Below are 24,276 nucleotides of genomic sequence, written 5' to 3' on the forward strand. Positions count from 1 at the left end.
GATCGATGACCGTGCGCCTGATCTGCGCATCGCACACGCCGCTGATGGACCATGTCGACGCCGATCCGGCTGTCGATGCCGAGGTGCGCGCAGCGTTCAAGGCGCTGGGCGCAGAGGTTCGCGCCTTCGATCCCGAACTCGTGATCCAGTTCGCGCCCGATCATTTCAAGGGCTTTTTCTATGACATGCTGCCGCCGTTCACGGTCGGCATTCGCGTAGAGGCAATCGGTGACTATGACATCGGAAGCGGTGCCTTCAACGTTCCGGAGGATCTGGCGCTCGACTGTGTCCGGTCGCTCCATAGCGCCGATGTCGATGTGGCGATGTCTTACCGAATGCAGGCGGACCATGGCTTTGCGCAGCTGCTCGTGCTGCTCGGCGGCAATGTCGATGCCTGGCCGGTGTTGCCGATCCACGTCAATTGTGCCGGCCCGCCGCTTCCGTCGATCAACCAGGTCCGCCGGCTTGGAACGGCGGTTGGCAAGTGGGCAGCGAGCCTTGGCAAGCGCGTGCTGATCCTGGGTTCGGGCGGACTGTCGCATGATCCGCCGATACCGAACATCCAGACGGCCGCGCCGCCTGTCGCCGAAATGCTGATCGCCGGGCGCAATCCCCCGATGGCGGCGCGACGCGCCCGCGAAGAGGCGAATTTCGAGACCGCGCGCAAGCTGGCCCGCGGCGAGGGCCGCGCGACCCCGCTCGCACCCGAGTGGGACCGCAATTTCATGGCGCAGATGGCGACGGGGGATTTTGCAAGCGTCGGCCGCTATGATGAGAGCGAACTGACGCGCGTCGCCGGCTGCGGCGGGCACGAGGTGCGCAACTGGGTCGCGGCCTATGCGGCCATGGCCGCGGCGGGGCCGTTTGCACCGCGACACATTCTTTATCATCCCATCCCGCAATGGAATGCGGGAATGGGCATCGCGGCGGCTGATCCGGTCGCCTAACCAAAGGACATTATCATGACGCGCGTGCTGATCCTCTATTATTCCAGCTATGGTCATGTCGAGACGATGGCGGGCGCAATCGCCGACGGCGTCCGCGCGGGCGGGGCCGAAGCCGTCGTCAAACGCGTTCCCGAAACGGCGCCGCCCGAAGTCGCTGCAGCAGCCCATTTCAAGACCGATCAGGCCGCGCCCGTTTGCACCGTCGACGAACTTCCCGACTATGACGCGATCGTTTTCGGCGTCCCCACGCGATACGGCCGAATGCCGTCGCAGATGGCGGCCTTCCTCGACCAGACAGGCGGCCTGTGGGCGCGCGGCGCGTTGCACGGCAAGGTCGGCAGTGCTTTCGTATCGACCGCGACGCAGCATGGCGGGCAGGAAACCACGCTCTTTTCGTTGATCACCAACATGCTGCACTTCGGCATGGTCATCGCGGGCCTGCCCTACAGCTTCCAGGGCCAGATGCGGCTCGACGAAGTGACCGGCACGTCGCCTTATGGATCGACGACGATTGCCGGTGGCACAGGCGAGCGCCAGCCGTCCGCGAACGAACTCGACGGCGCGCGACATCAGGGCGAACTGGTTGCAAAATTGGCCGCGAAACTGGCGTCATAAGCCACGGCAGGATGGGAGAGAGAAATGATCACGTCGATGCAGCATGTCGCCCTGGGCATTCCCGACCTGAAGGTCGGCGTCGACTTTTACGACGCCTTCGGGCTTGCAGCCGTCGAACGCGCCGATCATGTCGCGATGCGCTGTAACGGCCGCGATCAGGACCAGATCGTGCTCGTCGAAACGGGCCGCGACCGCAAGCTCCACCATTTCTCGCTCGGCACCGACGCCGCGGGCCTTGCCACGATCGAACAGCGCCTGCAGGACAAGGGAATCGCGCGGCTTGATCCGCCCTATGTCGGCGCGCCCGACGGCCTCTGGTTTCGCGATCCCGAGGGCACGCTGGTCAACGTCCAGGTCGCCGATCCGGCACCGTGGCAGGGACTGGACACTGCGCCCGCGATCAACCGCCCCGGCCTGATCGACCGCGTCGGCGCCAAGGGCTGCCCGCCGTTCGACATGAACCCGCGCCCGCGGCGCATGGGTCACTTCATCCTGTTCGCGCGCGATGTGATCGCGCAATCGGCTTTCTATTGCGATACGCTCGGCCTTGTGGTCAGCGACCGCATCGCCGACGGCTATGCAGCCTTCATGCGCCTGCCCGGCGACAGCGATCATCATGTGCTCGCGATGTTGAAATCGGACGCGCCGGGTTTCCACCACGCCAGTTTCGAAATGGCCAATATCGACGAGGCCGAGGTTGCCGCCGTGCGCCTCTATTCAAAGGGATATAAGCACGCCTGGGGGCCCGGACGCCATGGCGTGGGGTCGAACTATTTCCACTATTTCCGCGATCCGTGGAACGGCATGTGCGAATATTTCCATGACATGGATTTCATCCCTGCGTCCTTCCAATGGGAGGCGAAGGAATGGACCAAGAAGGACGGCATGTTCCTCTGGTCCGCGGACGGCCCGCCGCCTGCCGATTTCGGCCGCAACTACGAAATCGTCGACTGAGCGGAGGCTGTGGCTGCAATGGCCTGTCGAGTCGCAAGCCGGCCGCTGGCGTCGCACCCAAACCCTGTCGGCGGCCAAACCGGCGCGCGGACCAACCATCGTCCCGTCATGTCCGTTTCGGCCCTTCAAAATTTGCGCACGAAAAGCGCAGCTTGGCCAAGCGCCCCTTATCTGAACCGATGAATCTTGCAAAACTGTATCCATTTTTATTTGACGTGACACATAAGCAGCGCTAATCCCCACCTCATACACTAGCATGCTAGATAAATGCATGCATAATTGGGAGGGTAAGATGGGAACCAGTGCGCGGACGCTTCGCCTTTGTACGAGTATTTTGGCCCTGTCGGCCCCTTCCCTGCTCCATGCGCAGGAAGCATCCGAAGAAGGAGGCATTGCCGAGATCATCGTCACCGCCCAAAAGCGCGACGAGAATCTGCAACGCACCCCGGCCGCGGTGACTGCGGTCAGCGGCGACCTGCTCGTCGCTTCAGGGATCAAGGATCTCAGCTCCGCGCAGGAAATCGTCCCCGGCGCGCGCTTCCACCAGGAAGGCAATACGACGCAGGTCTTCCTGCGCGGGATCGGGTCCAACCTCGACTTCGCCAACGTCGAGCCGTCGGTCTCGTTCAACTTCAACGGCGTGAACATCCCGCGCGAGGCGACGAGCGTTCCGCTTTTCGACGTCGAACGGTTCGAAGTGCTGCCGGGTCCCCAGGGCACGCTTTATGGCCGCAGCGCGATCGGCGGCACCGTCAACGTCGCCTTCAAAAGGCCCGAGTTCGAAAATGGCGGCAATGCGACGCTGGAAGTCGGCAATTACGACCTGATCCACGGCACGGCGGTCGGCAATGCGATGCTGTCCGACCAGCTCGCGCTGCGCATCGGCGTCGATTACGCCTATCGCGACGGATATATGGAGACGGGGTCGGACTCGCAGGACGACATATCGGGACGCATCGGCCTGCTCTATCAGCCCAACGACGGCTTCAGCATCTATTGGTGGGGCAACACCACTCACAAGAATGGCAATACACCGAACCTGGTGAACAAGGGGTCGCGGCTGGTCGTCGACGCCAACGGAAATCCCGTGCGCGATGTCGGCGGGAACCTCCAGTTCGTGTTCGACGAAAAGGCGTTCCTGCGCGACCGCCCGTGGGACGATCTGCGCCCCGGCGTCCTCGCCGAAACCGCGCCCTTCGGCCAGCCGACGCCATCGACGCAAAATTACGAGAATTACGCGACGGGGTTGCAGATCGACGCCGATCTGACCGACAGCGTCTCGCTGACCAACATCACCGGCTATGTCTATCTGGACGCCGAAACCGAGGTCTACTGGCTCGGCGTGTTGCCGGCGTACAAGCTCGACAAATATCGCATGCTCAGCAACGAGCTGCGCCTGACGGGTGACAGCGACAAGTTCAAATGGCTCGTCGGCCTGTTCGCCTATCGCAACAAGGGCGTCGGCCAGGGCATCGTCGGCACCGCAGTCGGCCCGGGTGGCCCTGCCATCCCCGGCACGCCCTTCCCCTTCTTCTCGTCGAACGTGCAAAGCAATGTGATGAAGGGCGGCGCGATCTTCGGCCAGGCGACCTACAGCCTGTCGGACGTGTTCCGCGTGACGCTCGGCGGGCGTTACGGCATCGACAACAAGAAGGCGCGCGGCATCGCGCTCGACGATCAGGTGTCGCAATATACGTTCGAGAAGACCTTCCGCCGGTTCGATTACAAGGCGGGGCTGGAATATGACGTCGCCGACCGCGTGATGCTCTATGCCACCTACCAGACCGGCTATCAGCCCGGCACTTTCAACGAAGTCGTCGACCTGCCGGGCCGCCCGAACCTGGTGAAGACCGGCAAGATGAAGGGCATTTCGGGAGGGTTCAAGGCGCGCTTCCTCGACAATCGGCTACAGATCAACAACGAAGCTTTCTTCTATGTCTACACCGATCTTGCGATCCAGGCCTATGACGCGAGCAAGCTGTACAACGAGATCTTCAACGCCGGAAAGGTCGAGATTCCGGGGAACCAGCTGGACATCCTGTTCCAGCCCAATCCGAATACGAAACTGAATCTGTCGATCAGCTATGTCCACGCGCGCAACAAGGATTTCATCACCCCGGCCGGCCAGAATTTCAACGGGCTGGCCGGACCCTATGCTGCGGACTGGACGATCGGCGGCGGATTCAGCCAGGACTTCCATTTCGGCGGCGGCTACCTGCGCGCCGCGGCCGATGCCCGGTACGAAAGCGAATGGTACGCCGACTTCATCCACAACCCCGGCGTGCGACAGTCCCCTTATGCCAAGGTCAATGCGTCGCTGACCTGGTATAGCGATGACGAGCGCTGGAATATCGGCATCTGGGGCAAGAACCTGACCAACAAGGCGGTGATCGCGGCGACTGCAGCCGCGGGTATTCCGGGTCCGGCGACGGCCTATCTGTCGGCGCCGCGCACCTTTGGCCTGCGCGCCGGGCTGAACTTCTGACGATGCCGGCGGCGCTGTCCGGCAAGGTGGTGATCGTGACCGGCGCGGCCGGCGGGATCGGCCATGACGCGAGCCTGGTGCTCGGGCGTGCCGGGGCTCGCCTGGTGTTGACCGACGTCGCCGTCGCGGGAGGCGAAGCGGCAGCAGCGGCGGTTCGCGACGAAGGTGGCGACGCCATCTTCGTCGCCGCCGACCTTGCGAGCGAAGCCGATATCGCGGCGCTCGTCGATCAGGCGGTGGCGCATTACGGCCGGCTCGACGGTGCATTCAACAATGCGGGAGTCGAACAGCGGGGCAAGCCGCTCGACGAACTGACGCTCGACGAGTGGAACCGCGCGATCGCGATCGACCTGACTGCGGTGTTCCTGTGCATCAAATATCAGGTCCGCGCGATGCTCGCCTCGGGCGGCGGCGCGATCGTCAACACCGCCTCGTCGCTCGGCCAGGTCGCGATCCCCGGCGCGGGCGAATATGTCGCGGCCAAGCATGGTGTGGTCGGCCTCACGCGCGCCGCGGGCGCGGACTATGCGGCGCGCGGGGTGCGCGTGAACGCGGTGCTCCCCGGCATCGTCAACACGCCGATGATTTCGCGCCTGTCGGACGACCCTGCGTTTTCGGCGATGTTCGACCGCATCCGGGCCCGTCACCCGATCGGCCGCTTCGGCGAGCCGTCGGAAATCGGCGAAGCGGTCGCCTGGCTGCTCTCTGACGCCGCATCGTTTATGAATGGGGCCGCCGTGGCCGTCGACGGCGGATATCTCTCGATCTGAAAGGAATGCCCCGCGCATGTATACCCTCTCCCACGCGATCCCGGTCAACCCCGCAGGCGCCGAACCGACACTGACGCAGGCGCAGGTCTGGCGCGGGCTGGAAATAAAGGCCGAGAATGCCATGCCCTTCGTCGATGGCATGACCCAGTGCGACGTCGACAGCCGCGAAGCCAATGTCATCACGCGCACGATCACCTTTCGCGGCACCCAGCACCGCGAGCGCATCACGCTCTTCGCCCCGGTGAAGGTCCAGTTCGAGCGACTCGACGGCACCGGCTGGATCGACAATGTGATCAGCGAGTCGGCGGACGGCCTCCTGCTGGCCTTCACGTTCGGCATCACCTTCCCCGGCATCGCCGAAGGCAGCCCCGACGAGCAGGCGCAGGGCGACACTATGCGCGGCGCCTACACCGGCGCGGTCGCCGCAACGCTGAACCGGGTGCGCCAGATGGTGCGCGACGGAGAGCTTGCGTGACCGGCCCCGCGCACTCCGGTGACGACTGGGCCGGAGCGTTCCTGCGCGACGCCGATCGGCTCGATCTGCCGCTGCTGATGAACTGGTTCGGCCCGGACATCGACCTGCGCCTCGCCAATATCCCGCCGATTGCGGGCCGCGAAGCGGTCGAGGCGACCTTTGCCGATTTCTGGTCGGGGATCAAAGGCATGCGCCATCAGCGCGAGCAACTGGTCGTCGATGGCGACACGGCCTTTCAGGGCAGCCAGGTCACCTATACCCGGCCCGACGGCCGCGAGGTGACGATGCCGGTCGCCAGCCATCTGCGCCGCGACGCCGCGGGCACGCTCGACCGTCTGTGGATCTATATCGACCTGGGGCCGCTCTATGCCGACTGAGAATCCGATCATGACGCGCCTCAAGGGCAAGGTCTGTATCGTCACGGGGGCTGGCGGCAGCATCGGACGGGCCGCATGCCTCCGCCTCGCCGCCGAAGGCGCGCATGTCGTCGGCACCGACCTTGTCGCAGCGGGCGCCGAGGAAACGCTTGCCCTGGTGACCGCAGCGGCGGGATCGATGATCTCGATTCATCCCGCCGACCTGACCGACCGCGCCGAATGCGACCGCGTCGTCGCGGCGGCGGTCGAGGCCTTCGGGGGCGTCGACATGCTCTTCAACAATGGTGCGATGGCCTATTTTGCCTGGATCGAGGATATGGACGCCGCGACCTGGAGCAAAACGCTTAACGAGGAACTCGACATCGTCTTCCACATGACGCAGGCCGCATGGGAAGAGCTGAAAAAGCGCAAGGGCAATATCGTCAACACCGCCTCGCTGTCCGCCTGGGCAGGGATAGAACGCCTGCCCGGCCTCGCGCATGCCGCGGCCAAGGGCGGCGTGCTCGCGATGACGCGCCACCTCGCGATGGAAGGCCGTTCGCACGGCATCCGCGCCAACAGCGTGTCGCCAGGGACGATCGAGACCAACCAGACGCGCTTCATCCTGGAAGATCCCGAATGGTGCCGCGTCCAGCTGGGCCGCGCGATGATGAACCGCATGGGCCAGCCCGAGGAGGTCGCGAACGCGGTCGCCTTCCTCGCGAGCGACGATGCATCCTATGTCACCGGCGCCGATATCGCGGTCGACGGCGGCGTGCGTGCGTGGTGAGGGGGAAGTGACAATGAAGAACGCCTGGGTGCTCGAACGTTTTGCCGCCGTCGACCGCAAGGACATCGATGGATTCATCGACATGCTGAGCGCGGATCACCATTTCATCTTTGGCGCCCGCCCTCCGGTCGTCGGCAAGGACGACGCCCGCACTGTCGTCAATCATTTCTGGACGATGATCGGGCGGCTCCGCCACAATATCTGGCGCGTCCGCGAAGCCGGTGACATCGTCTATGTCGAGGCGCTGATCGAATATGAGCGGCTCGACGGCAAGGTGGTGCTCATCCCCTGCTGCGACGTGGTGCGCCACAACGGCCGCGAGCTGATCGAACAGCGCGCCTACCTCGACCAGACTGCGATCTTCGCCGACCTGTCGAGCGGTGAGCACCCCTACAAGGATCGGTGGATCGACGACATTCCGGCGGCACGCACCGCGCTGGGCCTTGCCCCCGAACCGGAGCTGTTGTGATGGATGTCGAAACCGCACTGCGCCGCCTGCTCGACGAAGAGGCGGTGAAGAAGGTCATCCTGCGCTTTGGGCGCTCGCTCGACCTCGGCGATTGGCCAGGCTATCGTAGCTGCTTCACCGACCGGCTGCTTGTCGATTTCGAGCGGCTGACGGGTAGCCCGCGCATCTTGGTCGATGCCGACGAATGGACGCGCTTTGCCGACCTGATCCTGACCCCGGTGCGGCGCCATCACAGCTATTTCAATTTTCATATCGACGTCGATGGCGATGCCGCGTCAGCGGTCTGGTATTTCACCGCGCGCCACTGGAAAGCGACCGACATGGGCGCGTCGGTCTATAACCAGCATGGCTGGTACGACGGGCATTTCGTGCGCGAGGGAGGCGTCTGGAAGATGTCCTACGTCAAGCACGACTTCCAGTGGGTCGAAGGCAATAATGCGCTGTTCGACATGGCCGAGCCGCATCTCGCCGCCCAGATGGCGCGCGTCTTCACGCCCGAAAATGTCGCGGCGGGCACGGCGGTGCGAGTCTGATGCCGATCATCAACGCCTCGATCCTTGCCGGCCGAACCGTCGATCAGAAGCGCGCGCTGATCCGCGAACTTGCCGAAGGCACGCAGCGCGCACTCGGCGTGCGCGAGGAGCAGGTGCGCGTGATCATCACCGAGGTCTCGCCCGAACATTGGGGCGCAGGCACCCGCAGCAAGGCCGATCTGGAAGGAAACGCATGACCAGCCTCTACCGCCTCGCCGTCATCCGAACCGTCGACGGCCCGCTTGCCGTCGCCGAACATGGTGGACGCATGGCGCCCCTGCACGTCCTGCTCGGCGAAGTGGCGCCGCGCATCGATCTCGGCCCGTTACTTGCCGACTGGCCCACAACCTCGGCGCGGATTGACGCCGCGATCGATGCCGGTGGCGGCGTCTTCGCACAGGCGGGCATCGAAGCCGCCAGCGCCGATTTCGCCCTGCCCTTTGCCAGTCCGGGCGCGCTGATGTGCATCGGCGCCAATTATCACGACCATATCGCCGAAATGCCGATGCCGATGACGCCCGAATATCCCTATGCCTTCGTCAAGCCGACGCACAACACGCTGAGCGCCAGCGGCGACGGCGTCGAAGCGCCGAAGGGCGTCGAGATGATGGACTGGGAAGCCGAGCTCGCGGCCGTGATCGGCACCGCGGCCAAGCATGTCGGCGAAGACGACGCGCTGACGCATGTCGCGGGCTACATCAATTTCAACGACCTGTCGGCACGCGACTGGGTCGCCTCGCGGCCTCCGATCGGCGTCGACTGGGTACGGCACAAGGCCCACGACGGCTTTGCCCCGATCGGTCCCTATTTCGTCCCCGCGCGCTTCATCGCCGACCCGCAGGATCTGCCGGTTCGGCTCACCGTCAACGGCGCCGTCAAGCAGGACAGCAACACCGCCCAGATGATATATGGCCTGAAGGCGATCATCCGGCATCTGTCGTCGATCATGACGCTGCAACCGGGCGACATCATCGCGACCGGCACACCCGCGGGCGTTGGCCACGGCCGCAAGCCGCCCGAATATCTGAAGCCCGGCGACGAAATCCGCATGGAGATCGGTCCGCTTGGCGAACTTGTGACGCCTATCGTATGACGGCGCGCACCCGCGCCCGAGGAAAATATGACATTATCGCTCGCTGAAATTCTGAAACCCATCGATCGCGAAGCCGACGGCGCGGGTCGTCGCACGGCGATCGACGTCTATGACGTGCTGCAATCCTATATTCTCGACGGAACGTTGCGACCCGGCATGATCGTTTCGCAAGTCGCAATCGCCGAAGCGCTGCAGGTCAGCCGCACGCCGGTACGCGAGGCGATGCGAATGCTCCAGGAAGGCGGCCTGCTGACGGGAGAACCCAATTATCGCAGCCGCGTCGTCGAATTCGACCCCGTCGATATCGACGCCCTTTATGCCAAGCGCATCGTGCTTGAAGCGCTGGGAGTCGCGATGACGGTCAAGCGGCTCGAAAGAGGGGGTGTCGGGGCGTTGGAGGCGATCGTGCTGTCGCTGGAAAGTCCCAAGGCGCACGATGATTTTGCCGAATGGCAGCGGCTGCATCGCCAGTTTCACCGCACCATCGTCGCAGGCGCCGGCGCAACGATGATGGCCGATCTCGAACAATTGGAAAAGCGCAGCGAGCGCTATCAGTCCGCCTATAAGGGCGCGCATCTGCCCGGCTGGTGGCAGCGCGGCGAGGCCGAGCATCGCGAATTGTTCGAGGCGATCGCCAAGGGCGATGCGTCGCAGGCGGGCGAACTCGCGGGACGCCATCTCGCGCGCACGGCGCTCGAACTGCTGGCGGCGCTCGCGCCCGAATATGACTCCAGCCGCGTCCGCGACAGCCTGCGTTTCGCTGCCGCCGGCGCGAAAGGGATCGAATGACCGAGGCAGCGATCCACGAGGCAGTCAGCGACCCCGCTCCGGCGCTGCGCCAACTGCGCAATTTTGTCGGCAACCGCTTCATCGAAGGCGGCAAGCCCTTTGCCGTGGTCGACCCCGCAACCGGCCGGCAGCACGCCACCGCCTATGAAGCCGATGCCGCGATCGTCGATTCCGCGGTTGCCGCAGCGCGCGCCGCGCTGGACGGCCCGTGGGGCAGCATGACGCTCGCGAAACGCCGCGCGCTGCTGATGAAGGTTGCCGACGGCATCGAGGCGCGCTTCGACGAATTTCTGGCTGCGGAAATCGCCGATACGGGCAAGCCGCACAGCCTCGCCTCCCACCTCGACATTCCACGCGGCGCGGCCAACTTCCGCGTATTCGCCGATGTGATTGCGGCGCTGCCGACCGAAAGCTTCGACTTCGACACCCCCGATGGCGGCAAGGCGATCAACTATGCCGTGCGCCGCCCGCTCGGCGTCGTCGCGGTGGTCAGCCCGTGGAACCTACCCCTGTTGCTGATGACGTGGAAGGTCGCGCCTGCGCTCGCGTGCGGCAACGCGGTGATCGTCAAGCCGTCGGAGGAGACGCCGTCGACCGCGACGCTGCTTGGCGAAGTGATGGCCGAGGCGGGGGTGCCCGAGGGCGTCTATAACGTCGTGCAGGGTTTCGGGCCGAGCTCGGCGGGCGAAATGCTCGTTTCGCATCCGGGCGTCCGCGCGATCACGTTCACGGGCGAGACCCGCACCGGCAGCGCGATCATGCGGAGCGCCGCACCGCATGTGAAGGCGCTGTCCTTCGAACTCGGCGGCAAGAATGCGGCGATCGTCTTTGCCGACGCCGATCTCGACGCCGCCGTCGCGGGCCTGTCGCGCGCGGTGTTCCTCAACACCGGCCAGGTCTGCCTCGCGCCCGAGCGCATATATGTCGAACGAAGCGTGTTCGATGCCTTTGTCACCGGCATGAAAGCAAAGGCAGCGGCGCTCAAACCCGGCCTGCCCAGCGACGCCGGCGTCGACTTCGGCCCGCTCATCTCCGCAGAGCATCGGAACAAGGTGCTCGATTACTACCGCCTCGCCGAGCAGGAAGGCGCGACCGTCGTGACCGGCGGCGGTATCCCCGTGCTCGATGGCGACGCGGCGGGCGGCTTCTTTGTCGAACCGACGCTGTGGACCGATTTGCCGCACGACGCGCGTGTGTGCCGCGAAGAAATCTTCGGCCCGTGCGCCGCAATCATTCCGTTCGACAGCGAGGCCGAAGCGGTCCGCCTCGCCAACGACTCGCCCTATGGCCTTGCCGCTTCGGTCTGGACCCGGGACCTGTCGCGCGGGCACCGCATCGGCGGCGCGATGGAGGTCGGGATCAGCTGGGTGAACTGCTGGTTCCTGCGCGACCTGCGCACGCCGTTCGGCGGCGCAAAACTGTCGGGAATCGGCCGCGAGGGCGGCGCGCACTCCATCAACTTCTATTCCGAACCGACAAATATCTGCATCAAATTATAGACGAGGAGAGGCGCGATGGCCGAGGCAGCTACGACGAGCAAAGGGGCCTTGAAGACCCGCTTCTATTCGCACGCGACGCTCGAATGTTTCGATATCGCGAAAACGCGCGCCTTTTTTGAGGAGTTCCTCGGCTTCGATACCGTGCAGATGGCCGATGTGTCCTTCTGGGCGCGGATGGGCGGCGATCAGGTGATCGTCGTCGTAAAAAGCCCGACAGGGCGAAAGGCCGACATGCCGTTCCTCAACCACAACGGCCTCGACGTCGCGACCGATGCCGAAGTCGATGCGGCGTGGGAGATCGTCCAGCGCGACAAGGAAAAATGGGGCATTCAAAAGGTCACGAAACCGATGGTCCAGCACGGCACCTATTGTTTCTACATGACCGATCTCGACGGCAATATCTGGGAAATCCTCTCGAACCCGGAGGGCGGCTATAGCTGGGGCTTCAAGCGGGGCGACCAGACCGGCAAGGGGCATATGGCGCGCGATTACGATCGTCCGGTGACGAACTGAACGATCATGGGCGCCGACCTTCACGATATTCGCTACGTCCGCATCGGGTGCGAGGATCTCGATACCAGCATCGCATTTGCCACCGATATCCTCGGTCTCGAGCTGATGGAGCGCGACGCGAACGCCGCGTACCTCCGCGGCGACGATCGCGACCATAATATCTGCTACACACGCGGCCGCGAGAGCGGTCAGGCGACCGGCTGGGAGGTCGATAGCATGGACGCCCTCGACACCGCGGCCGCCAGTCTTGAGGCCGCGGGCATCCGCGTCCGTGCTGGCACCAGCGCCGAACGCGAACAGCGCCGCTCGCGCGGCCTCGTCGTCATGAGCGACCCCACCGGCAACAGCATCGAACTCGTTGCACGGCCTGCGCATTGCGGCCGCCGTTATTACGGAACGCGCGACGCCGGCATCAATGCGTTCAGCCATGTCGGGCTGCGCACCACCAACGCGACCGCCGACGAGGCCTTTTGGGTCGGCCATCTGGGCGCGAAGGTGAGCGACTGGATCGGCGACGCGGCGCTGATCCGCATCAACGAAGTCCATCACAATGTCGCGCTCTTCCCATCGGCCTATGCGGGGATCCAGCACGTCAATTTCCAGGTCGACGAAGTCGACGACATCATGCGCAGCTTTTACTTCCTGCAGCAGCGCAATGTACGGATCGTCTTCGGCCCGGGCCGTCACCCGACATCGGGCGCGCGCTTCCTCTATTTCCAGGGGCCCGACAACATCATCTATGAATATAGCTGCGGCGTCCGCTCGATCACGGCGGAGGACGAGAAGAGCTATGTCCCTCGCTCTTTCCCTTTCGAGCCGTCGAGCTTTTGCATGTGGGGGTCGAAGCCCGATATTCCCGAATTCGACACGACGCGTGACGGCTGATCCGGCGCTTGCGGTCAGGCTCGCCGCGCGGGCCATGGCGCGGCATGGGCTTGCCCATGCCTATGGGCATGTCTCAGCACGATTGTCGGAAACGCATTTCCTGGTCAGCCCGGCACAGCCGCTCGGGACGATCGCGCCGGGACAGGGCGGAGTCGAGGTTCCGCTCGACGGCGACCTGCCGCCCGGTGCGCTGCCCGAGGTGCGCATCCACCGCGAAATCTATCGGCAGCGTCCTGATGTCGAGGGCATCTGCCGGTTCCAGTCGCCCGCGGTCATCGCCCTGTCGGCGCTCGGCCAGACCGCGCGTGTTCGCCACGGTCTCGGCAGCTATTTCGCGCCCGCGCCGCCGCTCTGGCCGGGCGTCGCGCTGGTGCGCGATGACGACAGCGCACGCGCCGTCGCGGCACGGATGGGACATGCCGCGGCGATCGTTCTCGCCGGCAATGGCGCAGTGACCGCTGGCGCATCGATCGAAGACGCCGCCTCGCTCGCCTTTTTCCTGGAGGATGCGGCGCGGATCGAACTCGCCCTGCTTCCCGCCATCGCGGCGGGACTAAGCCCGCGCGAATATACGCCCGATGAGGTCGCGGCGCGCGCCGTGCGCGCGGGCGGGCTCTTCGACCGCATGTGGCACTATCTCTGCCACGGCGACCCCGAATTTGACGGAGACCGAGCATGAATATCGCCGCCATCGCCGAACGGCTCGACACCGCAATGCGCGACGCCCACGCGGTGCCGCAGCTCGCCGAACCGCTGAGCCTCGATCAGGCTTATGCCGTCCAGGCCGCGTCGCTGGCGCGGCGCTATGCCCGCGGCGAACGGCGTGTCGGCGTGAAGATGGGCTTCACCAGCCTCGCCAAGATGGAGCAGATGGGGATCGGCGAAGTCATCTGGGGCCGGCTGACCGATGCAATGCAGGTGGCGGATGGCGGGACGGTGCCCTTCACCCGCTTCGTCCATCCGCGCATCGAACCCGAAATTGCCTTCCTTCTCGGCACCGACCTTGCCGCTGAAGTCAGCGAAGCCGAAGCCTATGCGGCACTCGCGGGTGTTGCCCCCGCGCTCGAGCTAATCGACAGCCGCTACGAAAACTTCCGCTTCTCGCTAAGCGACGTTGTGGCCGACAACAGCAGTTCGTCGGCCTTCGTCGTGGGGCCGTGGAGCGCCCCCTTTCCCGATCTGGCGAACCTGAACTTCACGATGTCGATCGGCGGCGAAACCAAGCAGACGGGCTCGAGCGCCGCCATTCTCGGCGACCCCATCCGGTCGCTCGTTCGGGCCGCGCGTCTTGCCGCAACGTCGGGCGAACCGCTGAAGGCGGGAGATATCGTGATGGCGGGCGGCGCCACCGCCGCCGAAGCGCTTGCACCCGGCGACAGGACGACGCTCGACGTCGAGCGGCTCGGTCGCGTCATATTGTCGGCCAGCTAGAACGCCCGACCACCGAGCGCGCCGTTCCGCGATGCAACGATGCGATACGCATCCGGCCGAACTGCATCGGGCTGCAACCTGGAGCGGTAGCGGGAATCACACTTATCCAGTACCTTTTTGATTTATTTAAATTATAATAGAACCATTTTCAGATATGCCCCCAAAGATGCCCCCTAAGCACCGGGATTAGTGACTTCGATGATCGTCCTCCCCTCCACGCACCCTGTGCCTTCCTGGGAAATCGACTAAGATTGGCCGCTAGGAGACGGTCGGCTTTTGATCGAGAATTAGCGAGAGCCGACGTTTGCGGGCATGCGTTCGCTGTCGAGGACAAATGTTCCCAATGAGATCATTACGATACTATCGATGCTTCTAAGGCGTTTCAAAACCGCATTGTTATCGCGATGCCGCCGCTCTTTGTGTCACCCCAGGGAAAAACCTGGACGCGATCATTGGCTTTGCGCGTAATCAGGAAACCCGACGCTTCGCCGATCGCTGCACCCACCAGCACATCATGGACATGATGCTTGTTCGCCTCGACACGGCTCAGACCCACAAACGCAGCGACCAATTGCGCGGGTACGCCCACCTTCCAGCCGTATCGGTTTTGCAAGGTCGCCGCCGCGGCAAAGGACACCGATGTGTGGCCCGACGGAAAACTCTTGTTGTCGCTGCCATCGGGGCGGCGTTCGGGAAAGGCTTCCTTTAGCCCGTACGACAGCCCGCCGGCCACAACGACGCTGCCGCCGGCCTGTAATGCGCCGTCCCAATCGCCCTGCACGGCGGGCACGCCGAACGCCGCGACGACGAGCGCGTCGCGCGCGATCGAACCAGCATCGTCCCAGCTCTTGTCGCTGGCATGGGCTGGCGCTGCGATCGACAACAGCGTTGCAGCGCCGACGGAAGTCAGAAATTTATGCATGGCAATATCCCTCATCTCGAGGACCAAAGGGGCCCGTACACGGCAAGCAAAGCCCCTTGACTGCCAAGCGCGATATTAGACCGGCGGATTTGCAAAGCAAGGCCTTGTGACCGCGCGGCGCCAGGCGGCGCGCGCCGGCACATTTTTTCCGCGATTGCATTTTCCCGACTGTGGAGGTGGCGGAGCGGCGGCGTCTTTCGTGTGAGTGCAAGGAGATATGCATGTCGCGCCACGCAGAATTGCAGATGATCGGCCACCGTTATCGCGAAACCTTCGGGGCCAATCTGTCGCCGAACTTTGCGGCTTATATCAGTTGCCGCACCGATCAGGAATCGACCGCGGCGCTGGGCTATGCCCGCGCCGGGATCGATCCGCTCTTTCTGGAGGCCTATCTCGATCAGCCGGTCGAGACACTGGTCAGTGCGGCCTATTCGCGTCCCGTCGCGCGGACGCAGATTATCGAGATCGGCAATTTCGCCGCAGTCAGTCCGCAGGCGATGATCCTGCTGTGGGGCGCCGCTGCGAACGACCTGTCGGCCCTCGGCGAGATTGCCGTCGCCACGCTGACCCGACCGTTGCGACACATGTTCCGGCGCATCGGCGTGCCGATCGTCGAGATCGCCGAAGCGCGTGCCGACCGGCTTGGACCAGCGGCCGCCGACTGGGGCGGCTATTTCGACCAGGACCCCCGCATCTGCACGGGCGTCATTTCGGATGGCCAGCAAGCCATCAACGCCTTTCTCGACCGCCGATTTCGCCGCGAGGTTGCCTGACATGCCGTTATTCGAAGCCATTGCCGCCCATGCCGCGGCCGATCCTCAGCGCATTGCACTCGATGCACTCGATGGTGCTCCCGTCACCTATGGCGCCTTGTCCGCCGAACTGACCGAGCGGTCGATAGCGCTGGCAGCACGGTACGAGACCAGCCGTGCCGTGGCCCTGCAAAGCGATCATGGCGCCGCCACGTCGATCATCGAACTCGCGCTGCTCAGCGTCGGGATCCCCGTTCTATCGCTGCCGGCCTTTTTCACGCGCGAGCAATCGCGCCACGCCATCGCCCTCTGCGGCGCCGAACCCGACCCGATACAAAGCCCCTTGGGAACGGCCCGGTCCCGCAGGTCCGCGCCCGTCCCGCTGCCAAGCGGGACGGCGCGGATTACCTTCACCTCAGGATCGACGGGTACGCCCAAAGGCATCTGCCTTTCGTCCGAGCATATGCTCACGGTTGCGCAATCGGTCGTCGACGCCGTGGGCGCCGAGCATGCCGGGCGCCATCTCGCACTCTTGCCGCCCGGTATTCTTCTGGAGACCGTGGCGGGCTTCTTCCCGACGCTGCTTGCGGGCGGCTGCTATGTCTGTCCGCCGCAGGCCATGATCGGGCTCGCCGACCCTTTCCGGCCCGATTTCGCCAAGGCAGCGACGATCATCGCTGAACAGCGCATCACCTCGCTGATCCTTGTTCCCGAATATCTCGAGGGCTTGGTTCGCGTCATGGAGACGACGGGCCTGCGCCTGCCGCTCCTGACGCTAGTCGCGGTCGGCGGCGCGCGGACATCGATCCCCTTGATGGACCGCGCCCGCGGGCTCGGCCTGCCCGTCCGGCAAGGCTATGGCCTAACCGAATGCGCGTCGGTCGTTTCGCTGCAGGACGCACGCGACGACGGCCCGTCGTCAGTCGGCCGTTGCCTGCCCCATATGACCGCACGGGTCGCCGAAGATGGCGAAATCATCCTTGACGGTCCGATCTGCCTCGGCGCGGTGGGCGGCGAAGCGCCCGCATCGCCGCTCCACACCGGCGACATAGGTTCCATCGACAGCGATGGCCGACTGCATATCGAGGGTCGTAAATCGAACCTGATCATCACCAGTTTCGGCCGCAATATATCGCCAGAATGGGTCGAGGCGGCGATAATCGAGCAGCCTGAAATCATGCAGGCGATGGTTTATGGCGATGGATTGCCGGCGCCTGCCGCGCTGCTCGTTCCAAGCCACCCCGACGCCGATCTGGTGGCGGCGGTCGCAAGGGCAAATGAGAATCTGCCCGCTTATGCCCAAATAAGCGCGTGGCGCGAGGCCGCGCACTTTACGCCGATGAACGGACAACTGACGGGCAATGGCCGCCTCCGCCGCGAAGCGATACGCGCCGCCCATCTGGACGGTCCGCCCCTTTTCTTCACCGAGCTCGAGGCCCGCACCGTCCGCGAGCGGCTGCGCTTCCTGACGGTCCCGCAACTGCAGGCGGGGCTCAACGGCACGATCAGCCGGAGCGCCTATCTCGACTATCTGGCGCAGGCCTATCACCATGTTCGCCATACCGTGCCGCTGATGCAGGCCGCGCGCGCGCGGCTGACCGATCGCGCCGATATCGTCGCCGCGCTCGACGATTATATCGCCGAGGAAACCGGACATGAGGAATGGATCTTGTCCGACATCGCAGCAGCGGGCGGCGATGCCGAGGCGGTGCGCGCGAGCGAGCCCGCACCCGCCACCGCAGCGATGGTTGACCATGCCTATGCCCGGATCGCGAGCGGCAATGCGATGGCCTTTTTCGGCATGGTCTATGTGCTGGAAAGCGTCAGCGTCGCCTTTGCAACGCGTGGAGCTTCGGCGGTCGCTAAAAATCTCGGCTTGCCACCGCAGGCCTTCACCTATCTGACCTCGCACGGCGCGCTCGACCAGGAGCATATGACCTTTTTCGCCAAGATGGTGAATGGGCTCGACGATCCTTCGGACCGCGACGCCATCCTGACGATGGCGCAGGAGATATTCGGCCTGTTCGGCGGCATATTCGCGGCGATCGAACTGGAGCCAGCACATGCGCTCGCTTGAAGGGCAACGTGTGGCGATCACGGGAGCCGCGGGCGGGCTCGGCACGCCCGTCGCGCGCTTGCTCGCTGCGGCGGGGGCGCAGACCATCGGCATCGACCGTATCGAAAGCGTGGCATGCGACGCGAATATCGTCACCGACCTCGCAGACGACATTGCGCTCGCAGCGCTCACGGAGCGGCTCGCGAAAGACACGCCTGACATCCTGGTCAACATTGCAGGCATCCAGCGCTTCGGATTGCACGAGAGCCAGCCGGTCGATGCGCTCGCCCTATGCTACCGCGTCAACCTGCTCGTCCCTGCGGTACTGGCGCGCGCGGTGGCAGGACCGATGCGGCGGCGCGGCCATGGCCAGATCGTCAATATCGGATCGGTGCTGGGATCGATCCCCTACCCCTGGTTTGCTGCCTATTCGAGCAGCAAGGCCGGGCTCGCCGCACTCAGCCAGGGGTTGCGGCGCGAACTCGGCGGCACCGGCGTGACCGTCACCCACATCAATCCACGCGCCGCGCGCACGGCGTTCAACAATGCCGACGTCAATCGCTTTCTCGAAATTACGGGTATGAAGGCCGATGCGCCCGACTGGGTGGCGAAGCGTATTGTCGCGGCGATCCTGGCCAAGCGGGCGACGGTCAACATCGGCCTGATCGAGCGCGTCTATGCGGCGCTCAACGCCGTGTCCCCCGCGCTGATCGATTCCGGCCTCGCGCCGCAGATCAAGCGCGCCCGCGCCGAATTTTCCTGATCGAAGCCAAAGGAGCATAAAATGAAAAAACGTCTCACCCTGTCGAGCGCAGTCGCCGCAATCCTTCTTGCCGCTATGCCCGTCGGCGCCTTCGCCGGCGTCACCGAAGATGTGAAGTCGATCAACGATGGCTGGGCGCATATCGTCTATGAAGTGCGCGGATCGAGCACCCAGACCAAGGCTCTCGACGCGCTCGCGAAACAGGCCGCGCAGATCGTCGCGCGCAATCCGGGCAAGGCCGAACCGCTGTTGTGGCAGGGGATCGTCACCAGCGAGCAGGCCAACCGCGCTAATTTCCTGCACAAGCTCGGACTCGCCACCAAGGCACGCGATATTATTGCCCGCGCCTATGCGATCAATCCGCGCGCGGCGAATGGTGGCGCCGCGATGAGCCTCGGCGTCCTCTATTTCAAGGTGCCCGGATCACCGATCGGCTTCGGTGACGATGACAAGGCGCGCAAGCTGCTCAAGGAAGCGCTGGCACTCGATCCCGGCGGGCTCGACGCCAATTATTTCTATGGCGACTTCCTGCTCGATCAGGGGGACCCCAAAGGCGCACGCTCCTTCCTGCAAAAGGCGCTCCGCGCGCCGCACGATACCGCGCGCCCTGTCTGGGATGCTGGTCGTCGGCGCGAGGTTCAGGCGCTGCTAGCCAAGGCTAAGTAGGTCGTGGCACTGGCGACCGCTTTTGCCGGGCAGCTCGCCCGGCCGCACGGCGCGGCCGGGCGGTTCGTCGGCCTTGCCATGGACTTCGCGAACCGCAAGCCGACCCGCCTCGCGCTCGACCTGCTCCATCCCTGTTCGGGAGAGCATATCCTCGACGTGGGCTGCGGCACGGGCTCGGCGCTCGCTGCCTTGCGGCGACGCGCTCCGGCGAGCGTGACCGGCATCGATCCTTCCGACCTGATGGCGCGCATGGCCGCGGCGCGGCTCGACGGCGTCGGCAAGGTGCATCGCGCAAGCCTCGAGACGATGCATTTTCCAGAAGCGAGCTTCGACGGCGCGCTGCTTCTCAACATGCTCTATTTCTGCAAGGCAGACGGGATTGCCCTCGCGCGCCTGCGTCGCATACTCAAACCCGGCGGGCGGGTCGTTGCCTATGTCACCCATCGCGACGCAATGCGCGGCTGGTCGTTCACCCGCGCGGGCCTCCACCGGCTCTATGACGAAAGCGCGCTGTTCGACATCTTCGTCGCGGCGGGATTTGCGCATGATTGCATTTCGGTGCAAGCGCAGCCGATCACAAAGTCTGTAACGGGGCTTTTCGCCATTGCGACCCGATGAGTTTCGGCGCGGCGCCCCCGGTCGGGAGACATTCGCCACAATGGAGCCGACCGCCGGCCTCGCATCGCTGTTCGATCGGCATCGCGGCGAATTGCTGCGGTTCCTGCACGCGCGCTGTGGCAACGCGCCCGACGCCGAAGACTGTATTCAGGAATTATGGCTGAAGGCCGCCAACGACCCGAGCGGCCCGATCGCCAATGGCCGCGCCTATCTGTTTCGGATGGCCAACAATCTTTTGCTCGATCGGCGCCGCGGACAATATCGCGCCATGCAGCGCGACCGGCGCTGGCTGGAGGGCGATGGCGAAGCCGTGGCGAGCGAGATTCGCGCCGATCCCGACCCTCCCGCCGACGAAGCGCTGGCGCTGCAACAAGAAGCCGATCTTCTGGCACAAGCGATCGCGGCGCTGCCCCCCGGAGCCCAGCGCGCCTTGCGCCTGCACCGCTTCGAAGGGCATGGCCAGGCCGAGGTCGCCGCGATCATGGGTATCAGTCGCAGCGGCGTGGAGAAGCATCTCGCGCTTGCGATGAAACATTTGCGCGATGCGCTGGCCGACTGCGGATTTTTCGACGCCGCGGCGTTACAATCACATGGGCGGTCAGACGCGGCCAGACCGCGACCGGATGAAAAGCTATGAATGGGGAAATGGACAGGATCATCGCCGAAGCCGCCACATGGCACGCCGCGAGCGACACCGACGAGATAGATTGGGACGGCCTGACGCTGTGGCTGGAGGCCGATCCGCGCCATGCCGCAGCCTATGATCAGATGATGCTGACGGGCGCCATTGTCGATGACCATCGCGAGACGCTGGCGCCGCGCATCGCTGTGCCCGCCAACGATGAAGAAGCCGCGCCGGCGGTCCCTCGCCGCGCAAAATGGCTGGGTTGGGGCGGCGGCGCTGTTGCCGCAGCGTTGGTCGCAACGCTGCTCGTGCCACGCCTCGCCCAACCCGACCCCGCCATCTACGTCACCGACGCGACAACACGCGCGATCGCGCTCGACGACGGATCGCGCATCGAACTTGCGCCGCACAGCCGGCTCGAAGTGGCGGGCCGCGATCAGGATCACCTCGTGCTGGCGGGCGGGGCGTGGTTCGATATTCGTCACGATCCCGGCCGCAAAATGGTAATCAGCGCCGAAGGCCTGACGATCAGCGACATCGGCACGCGGTTCGACATCCAGACGGCGGCCGGCGGCGTGCGCGTCGCGGTCGCCGACGGCAGCGTGAAGGTGTCGGGCGCGCGCCTCGCGCGCAGCGTCGAATTGTCCGGGGGCCGCAGTTTGCAGGTCGATGGCAGGACGCACATCGCGCAAGTTCGCGCCATCCCCGGCGAGCAGGTCGGCGCGTGGCGCAGCGGCCGGCTCAGTTATGATCGCGCCCCATTGGCGCTGGTCGCGACCGACCTGTCCCGCTATGCGGGCGTCAAGGTCGTGGTCGCCGACGCCGTCGCCGCCCGGCAGTTTTCGGGGACGTTGGTCATTGGCGATGGACAGGCAGCGCTTCGCGATCTTTCGCGGCTCATGGGCCTTCGGCTTGACCGCCGCGATGACGGCTATCGCCTGGAATTGCCCGCCCGCTGACGCGCGCGAACCCGCGCGGCAGACAATCGACATCCCCGCCGCGACTTTGCCGAGGGCGATCGACCAACTGTCGCGCGAAGCGGGCGTTTCGATCGGGATCGAGGGACGGCTTCCCAATTTGCGCACACCCACCATTCATGGCCAATTGACCGTCGATCAGGCACTCGTGCGCTTGCTGGCGGGCACCGGTTATGTCGCCCGACGTGTCGGCGAAAATGCCTGGCGGATCGAGCGTGCGCGCGCCTCTATGGCCCCGCACCCGCCGCCCTCCGGCTCCAGCCCACAAGATTGGAACGATCCCGGAACGATCATCGTCACGGCGACAAAGCGCGAGGCCCCGCTCGCCAATCTGCCGTTAGCGGTGTCGCTCTACATTCCCTCCTCGTCCGACGCGGTGGATCCAGCGTCCGACACCGCACGCGTCGCATCGGCGGTGGAGGGCTTTTCGATGACGGGCCTCGGCCCCGGCCGAAATCGAATTTTCCTGCGCGGTATCGCCGACAGCCCGTTCAATGGCGAAAGCCAATCGACTGTCGCAATCGTCCTCGACGGCTCGCGTCTTACCTATTCAGCGCCCGACCCCGACATCCGACTTGTCGATGTAGAACGTGTCGAGGTGATCAAGGGGCCGCAAGGCTCGCTCTACGGGACCGGGGCGCTTGGCGGAATCTATCATATCGTCACCCGGCGCCCGGATACCGAGAACTTCGCGGCAAGCACGACGGGCGGCGCAACAATAATGTCGGGCGGCGGCACCGGATTATCGGGATCGGCGATCGTCAATCTGCCGCTCGCTGAGGGAAAGGCAGCGCTGCGACTGGTCGGCTATCTCGCTGACGAGCCAGGGTGGATCGACACCGGTACCCGCCACAACGCCAATCGCTCCCGCGTCGAGGGCGCCCGCGCGGCGCTTGGCGTCGAACTGGGCGAACGCTGGCGGCTCGACCTGTCCGGACTCGTCCAGTTTCTCGGGTCGCGCGACAGCCAATATGTCTATGCCCCCGGCGCGCGCTCGCGTGCTGCCCAGCTCCCCGAACCGCACGACAATGACCTCCGCCATATTGCCGCCCGCCTGACTCGCGAAGGCGATGTGACCATCGAACTGGTCAGCGGCATGACTTGGCACGAGGTCGACGACCAACTCGATGCGACGATCGGCGCCAGCCAGTTTGGGCTCGCCGATCCGCTCATCCTGAGCGACGACCGTCAGTATCGCGTGCTCGACAATGAGCTGCGCATCAGTGGCGATCGCGGACCGATCCGCTGGCTCGTCGGCCTCTCCCATATCCGCGCCACGCAGGACATTTTAGTTTCACTGGCGTCGGCCAATGCGGCGCGGCTCATCGATGACGATCGGCGAACGACGAGCAACCTCGCGCTGTTCGGCGATGTCGGCGTCGCGCTCACGCCCTCTGTCAGCCTCGACGTCGGCGGCCGCGTGTTCCACACCCGTGTCTCGGAATCGCGGCTCGCTCCTTTGGGGACCGAATATGAACGCGTCGGGCGAACCGGCTTTACACCCAGCGTCGCGCTGTCCTGGCGTCCGCGCGGGGATCAACTGATCTACCTCCGTTATGGGTCGGCCGTCCGGCAAGGCGGGTCGGACATTAATCCGGCGGGTCAATTGCAATTGCTCAAGCGCGACGAGTTGCAAACGCTCGAAGCCGGCTGGCGACAGCAGCTGGGCAGCGGGCAGCTCGACGCCGGCGTCTGGTACAGCCGCTGGGACCATATCCAGTCCGACCTGCTCGAGAGCGATGGACTGATCGAAACCCGCAATGCTGGGCAAGGCCGGATCTTCGGGGCCGAGGTGAGCCTTTCCTTGCCGCTCGGCGGAGGGTGGAAGCTTGATAGCGGCGCCAATCTCGTGTCGGCGAGCCTCATTCGGAATGAGCTTGGCATCGCGCTCGACGACCGCCGCTTACCCGTTGTGCCTTCCTATGTCGTCCGTGCCGCCCTCAGCCACGACTTCGATATTGTAGGCGCACCGGCCTCGCTTGTGCTGCGCCTGCGTTACGTGGGACCTTCAAGGCTGAGTTTCGACCCGTTGGTCGACCGACCGATGGGGAAACTCATCGAGGGCGGGCTCGAAGGGCGCGTGGAGCTGGCAGGCTTCGATCTGACCGCGAGCGTCGAAAACCTGTTCGGCGAGGACGAGGACAGCTTTGCGTTCGGCAATTCCCTCCGTTTCGCGACGATGCGGCAATATACGCCCATGGCGCCCCGGCAATTCAGTATCGCGCTTTCAAAACGCTTTTAGCGCGTGATCCCCGCTATTTGCGTCTCGATTGAAAAATCGCACGTCACGCAG

General features: G+C 64.7%; 27 protein-coding genes. 26 read left to right on the forward strand and 1 reads right to left on the reverse strand.

Annotated features, from left to right (window positions below; all coding sequences use genetic code 11):
* Positions 1-5: 5 nt before the first annotated feature.
* The 18 genes from ACO055_RS04855 to ACO055_RS04940 all read left to right on the forward strand — a co-directional run bounded on the left by ACO055_RS04855 (position 6) and on the right by ACO055_RS04940 (position 14,604).
* Complete coding sequence (locus tag ACO055_RS04855) at positions 6-947, forward strand: 3-carboxyethylcatechol 2,3-dioxygenase (protein WP_422061468.1); 942 nt, start codon at positions 6-8, stop codon at positions 945-947.
* A gap of 15 nt (positions 948-962) precedes the next feature.
* The gene (gene wrbA / locus ACO055_RS04860; RefSeq protein ID WP_422061469.1) at positions 963-1,562 is read left to right on the forward strand and encodes an NAD(P)H:quinone oxidoreductase; all 600 of its coding nucleotides are present in this window, start codon (positions 963-965) and stop codon (positions 1,560-1,562) included.
* A 24-nt stretch (positions 1,563-1,586) separates the two neighbouring features.
* Positions 1,587-2,516, forward strand: coding sequence for a VOC family protein (locus tag ACO055_RS04865; RefSeq protein WP_422061470.1), 930 nt, complete (start codon positions 1,587-1,589; stop codon positions 2,514-2,516).
* 292 nt (positions 2,517-2,808) lie between these two features.
* Positions 2,809-5,001: a TonB-dependent receptor gene (locus ACO055_RS04870; RefSeq protein WP_422061471.1), complete on the forward strand. Its 2,193-nt coding sequence runs from the start codon at positions 2,809-2,811 to the stop codon at positions 4,999-5,001.
* A 2-nt stretch (positions 5,002-5,003) separates the two neighbouring features.
* On the forward strand, positions 5,004-5,771 hold the full coding sequence (locus ACO055_RS04875) for an SDR family NAD(P)-dependent oxidoreductase (RefSeq protein WP_422061472.1): 768 nt from the start codon (positions 5,004-5,006) through the stop codon (positions 5,769-5,771).
* A gap of 16 nt (positions 5,772-5,787) precedes the next feature.
* The gene (locus tag ACO055_RS04880) at positions 5,788-6,246 is read left to right on the forward strand and encodes an SRPBCC family protein (RefSeq protein ID WP_422061473.1); all 459 of its coding nucleotides are present in this window, start codon (positions 5,788-5,790) and stop codon (positions 6,244-6,246) included.
* Positions 6,243-6,623, forward strand: coding sequence for a nuclear transport factor 2 family protein (locus ACO055_RS04885; RefSeq protein WP_422061474.1), 381 nt, complete (start codon positions 6,243-6,245; stop codon positions 6,621-6,623). The genes ACO055_RS04880 and ACO055_RS04885 overlap by 4 nt, the downstream gene beginning before the upstream one ends.
* Entirely contained in the window at positions 6,613-7,392 is a 780-nt protein-coding gene (locus tag ACO055_RS04890; protein WP_422061475.1) for an SDR family NAD(P)-dependent oxidoreductase, read from the forward strand. Before ACO055_RS04885 ends, ACO055_RS04890 begins: the two co-directional genes overlap by 11 nt.
* 13 nt (positions 7,393-7,405) lie before the next feature.
* Entirely contained in the window at positions 7,406-7,861 is a 456-nt protein-coding gene (locus ACO055_RS04895) for a nuclear transport factor 2 family protein (protein WP_422061476.1), read from the forward strand.
* Positions 7,861-8,394 carry a nuclear transport factor 2 family protein gene (locus ACO055_RS04900; protein WP_422061477.1) on the forward strand — a complete coding sequence of 178 codons (534 nt, stop codon included), beginning with the start codon at positions 7,861-7,863 and terminating at the stop codon, positions 8,392-8,394. The genes ACO055_RS04895 and ACO055_RS04900 overlap by 1 nt, the downstream gene beginning before the upstream one ends.
* Complete coding sequence (locus ACO055_RS04905) at positions 8,394-8,591, forward strand: tautomerase family protein (protein ID WP_422061478.1); 198 nt, start codon at positions 8,394-8,396, stop codon at positions 8,589-8,591. Before ACO055_RS04900 ends, ACO055_RS04905 begins: the two co-directional genes overlap by 1 nt.
* Entirely contained in the window at positions 8,588-9,487 is a 900-nt protein-coding gene (locus ACO055_RS04910) for a fumarylacetoacetate hydrolase family protein (protein ID WP_422061479.1), read from the forward strand. The genes ACO055_RS04905 and ACO055_RS04910 overlap by 4 nt, the downstream gene beginning before the upstream one ends.
* Before the next feature lie 27 nt (positions 9,488-9,514).
* Positions 9,515-10,276, forward strand: coding sequence for a GntR family transcriptional regulator (locus ACO055_RS04915; RefSeq protein ID WP_422061480.1), 762 nt, complete (start codon positions 9,515-9,517; stop codon positions 10,274-10,276).
* Entirely contained in the window at positions 10,273-11,775 is a 1,503-nt protein-coding gene (locus ACO055_RS04920) for a 2-hydroxymuconic semialdehyde dehydrogenase (protein WP_422061481.1), read from the forward strand. Before ACO055_RS04915 ends, ACO055_RS04920 begins: the two co-directional genes overlap by 4 nt.
* A 15-nt stretch (positions 11,776-11,790) precedes the next feature.
* Positions 11,791-12,288, forward strand: coding sequence for a VOC family protein (locus tag ACO055_RS04925; RefSeq protein ID WP_422061482.1), 498 nt, complete (start codon positions 11,791-11,793; stop codon positions 12,286-12,288).
* Positions 12,289-12,294: 6 nt separating this feature from the next.
* Positions 12,295-13,173 (forward strand): VOC family protein, encoded by an 879-nt coding sequence (locus ACO055_RS04930; protein WP_422061483.1) that lies wholly within the window; start codon positions 12,295-12,297, stop codon positions 13,171-13,173.
* A complete protein-coding gene (locus tag ACO055_RS04935; protein WP_422061484.1) occupies positions 13,163-13,852 on the forward strand; it encodes a class II aldolase/adducin family protein in 690 nt (229 codons plus the stop codon). The genes ACO055_RS04930 and ACO055_RS04935 overlap by 11 nt, the downstream gene beginning before the upstream one ends.
* Complete coding sequence (locus tag ACO055_RS04940; protein ID WP_422061485.1) at positions 13,849-14,604, forward strand: 2-keto-4-pentenoate hydratase; 756 nt, start codon at positions 13,849-13,851, stop codon at positions 14,602-14,604. The genes ACO055_RS04935 and ACO055_RS04940 overlap by 4 nt, the downstream gene beginning before the upstream one ends.
* A 382-nt stretch (positions 14,605-14,986) precedes the next feature.
* On the opposite strand, the gene ACO055_RS04945 is transcribed toward ACO055_RS04940, so the two are convergent.
* Positions 14,987-15,526 (reverse strand): phosphatase PAP2 family protein, encoded by a 540-nt coding sequence (locus ACO055_RS04945; RefSeq protein WP_422061486.1) that lies wholly within the window; start codon positions 15,524-15,526, stop codon positions 14,987-14,989.
* Positions 15,527-15,747: 221 nt separating this feature from the next.
* On the opposite strand from ACO055_RS04945, the gene ACO055_RS04950 reads away from it, so the two are divergent.
* From ACO055_RS04950 to ACO055_RS04985, 8 genes are read left to right on the forward strand one after another with little or no spacing between them, the layout of a single operon-like run.
* Positions 15,748-16,299, forward strand: coding sequence for a thermostable hemolysin (locus tag ACO055_RS04950; RefSeq protein WP_422061487.1), 552 nt, complete (start codon positions 15,748-15,750; stop codon positions 16,297-16,299).
* Position 16,300: 1 nt separating this feature from the next.
* Positions 16,301-18,355: an AMP-binding protein gene (locus ACO055_RS04955; RefSeq protein WP_422061488.1), complete on the forward strand. Its 2,055-nt coding sequence runs from the start codon at positions 16,301-16,303 to the stop codon at positions 18,353-18,355.
* Complete coding sequence (locus ACO055_RS04960; RefSeq protein WP_422061489.1) at positions 18,342-19,097, forward strand: SDR family NAD(P)-dependent oxidoreductase; 756 nt, start codon at positions 18,342-18,344, stop codon at positions 19,095-19,097. Before ACO055_RS04955 ends, ACO055_RS04960 begins: the two co-directional genes overlap by 14 nt.
* A gap of 21 nt (positions 19,098-19,118) precedes the next feature.
* Positions 19,119-19,763 carry a tetratricopeptide repeat protein gene (locus ACO055_RS04965; protein ID WP_422061490.1) on the forward strand — a complete coding sequence of 215 codons (645 nt, stop codon included), beginning with the start codon at positions 19,119-19,121 and terminating at the stop codon, positions 19,761-19,763.
* Positions 19,764-19,766: 3 nt separating this feature from the next.
* Positions 19,767-20,381 (forward strand): class I SAM-dependent methyltransferase, encoded by a 615-nt coding sequence (locus tag ACO055_RS04970; RefSeq protein ID WP_422061491.1) that lies wholly within the window; start codon positions 19,767-19,769, stop codon positions 20,379-20,381.
* Between the two features lie 40 nt (positions 20,382-20,421).
* Positions 20,422-21,018: an RNA polymerase sigma factor gene (locus ACO055_RS04975; protein ID WP_422061492.1), complete on the forward strand. Its 597-nt coding sequence runs from the start codon at positions 20,422-20,424 to the stop codon at positions 21,016-21,018.
* A gap of 8 nt (positions 21,019-21,026) precedes the next feature.
* Positions 21,027-21,965 carry a FecR family protein gene (locus tag ACO055_RS04980; protein ID WP_422061493.1) on the forward strand — a complete coding sequence of 313 codons (939 nt, stop codon included), beginning with the start codon at positions 21,027-21,029 and terminating at the stop codon, positions 21,963-21,965.
* The gene (locus ACO055_RS04985; protein ID WP_422061494.1) at positions 21,931-24,225 is read left to right on the forward strand and encodes a TonB-dependent receptor domain-containing protein; all 2,295 of its coding nucleotides are present in this window, start codon (positions 21,931-21,933) and stop codon (positions 24,223-24,225) included. The genes ACO055_RS04980 and ACO055_RS04985 overlap by 35 nt, the downstream gene beginning before the upstream one ends.
* Positions 24,226-24,276: the final 51 nt, after the last annotated feature.

Origin of the sequence: Sphingopyxis sp. (assembly GCF_965227415.1) — a bacterium.
Lineage (GTDB): Bacteria > Pseudomonadota > Alphaproteobacteria > Sphingomonadales > Sphingomonadaceae > Sphingopyxis.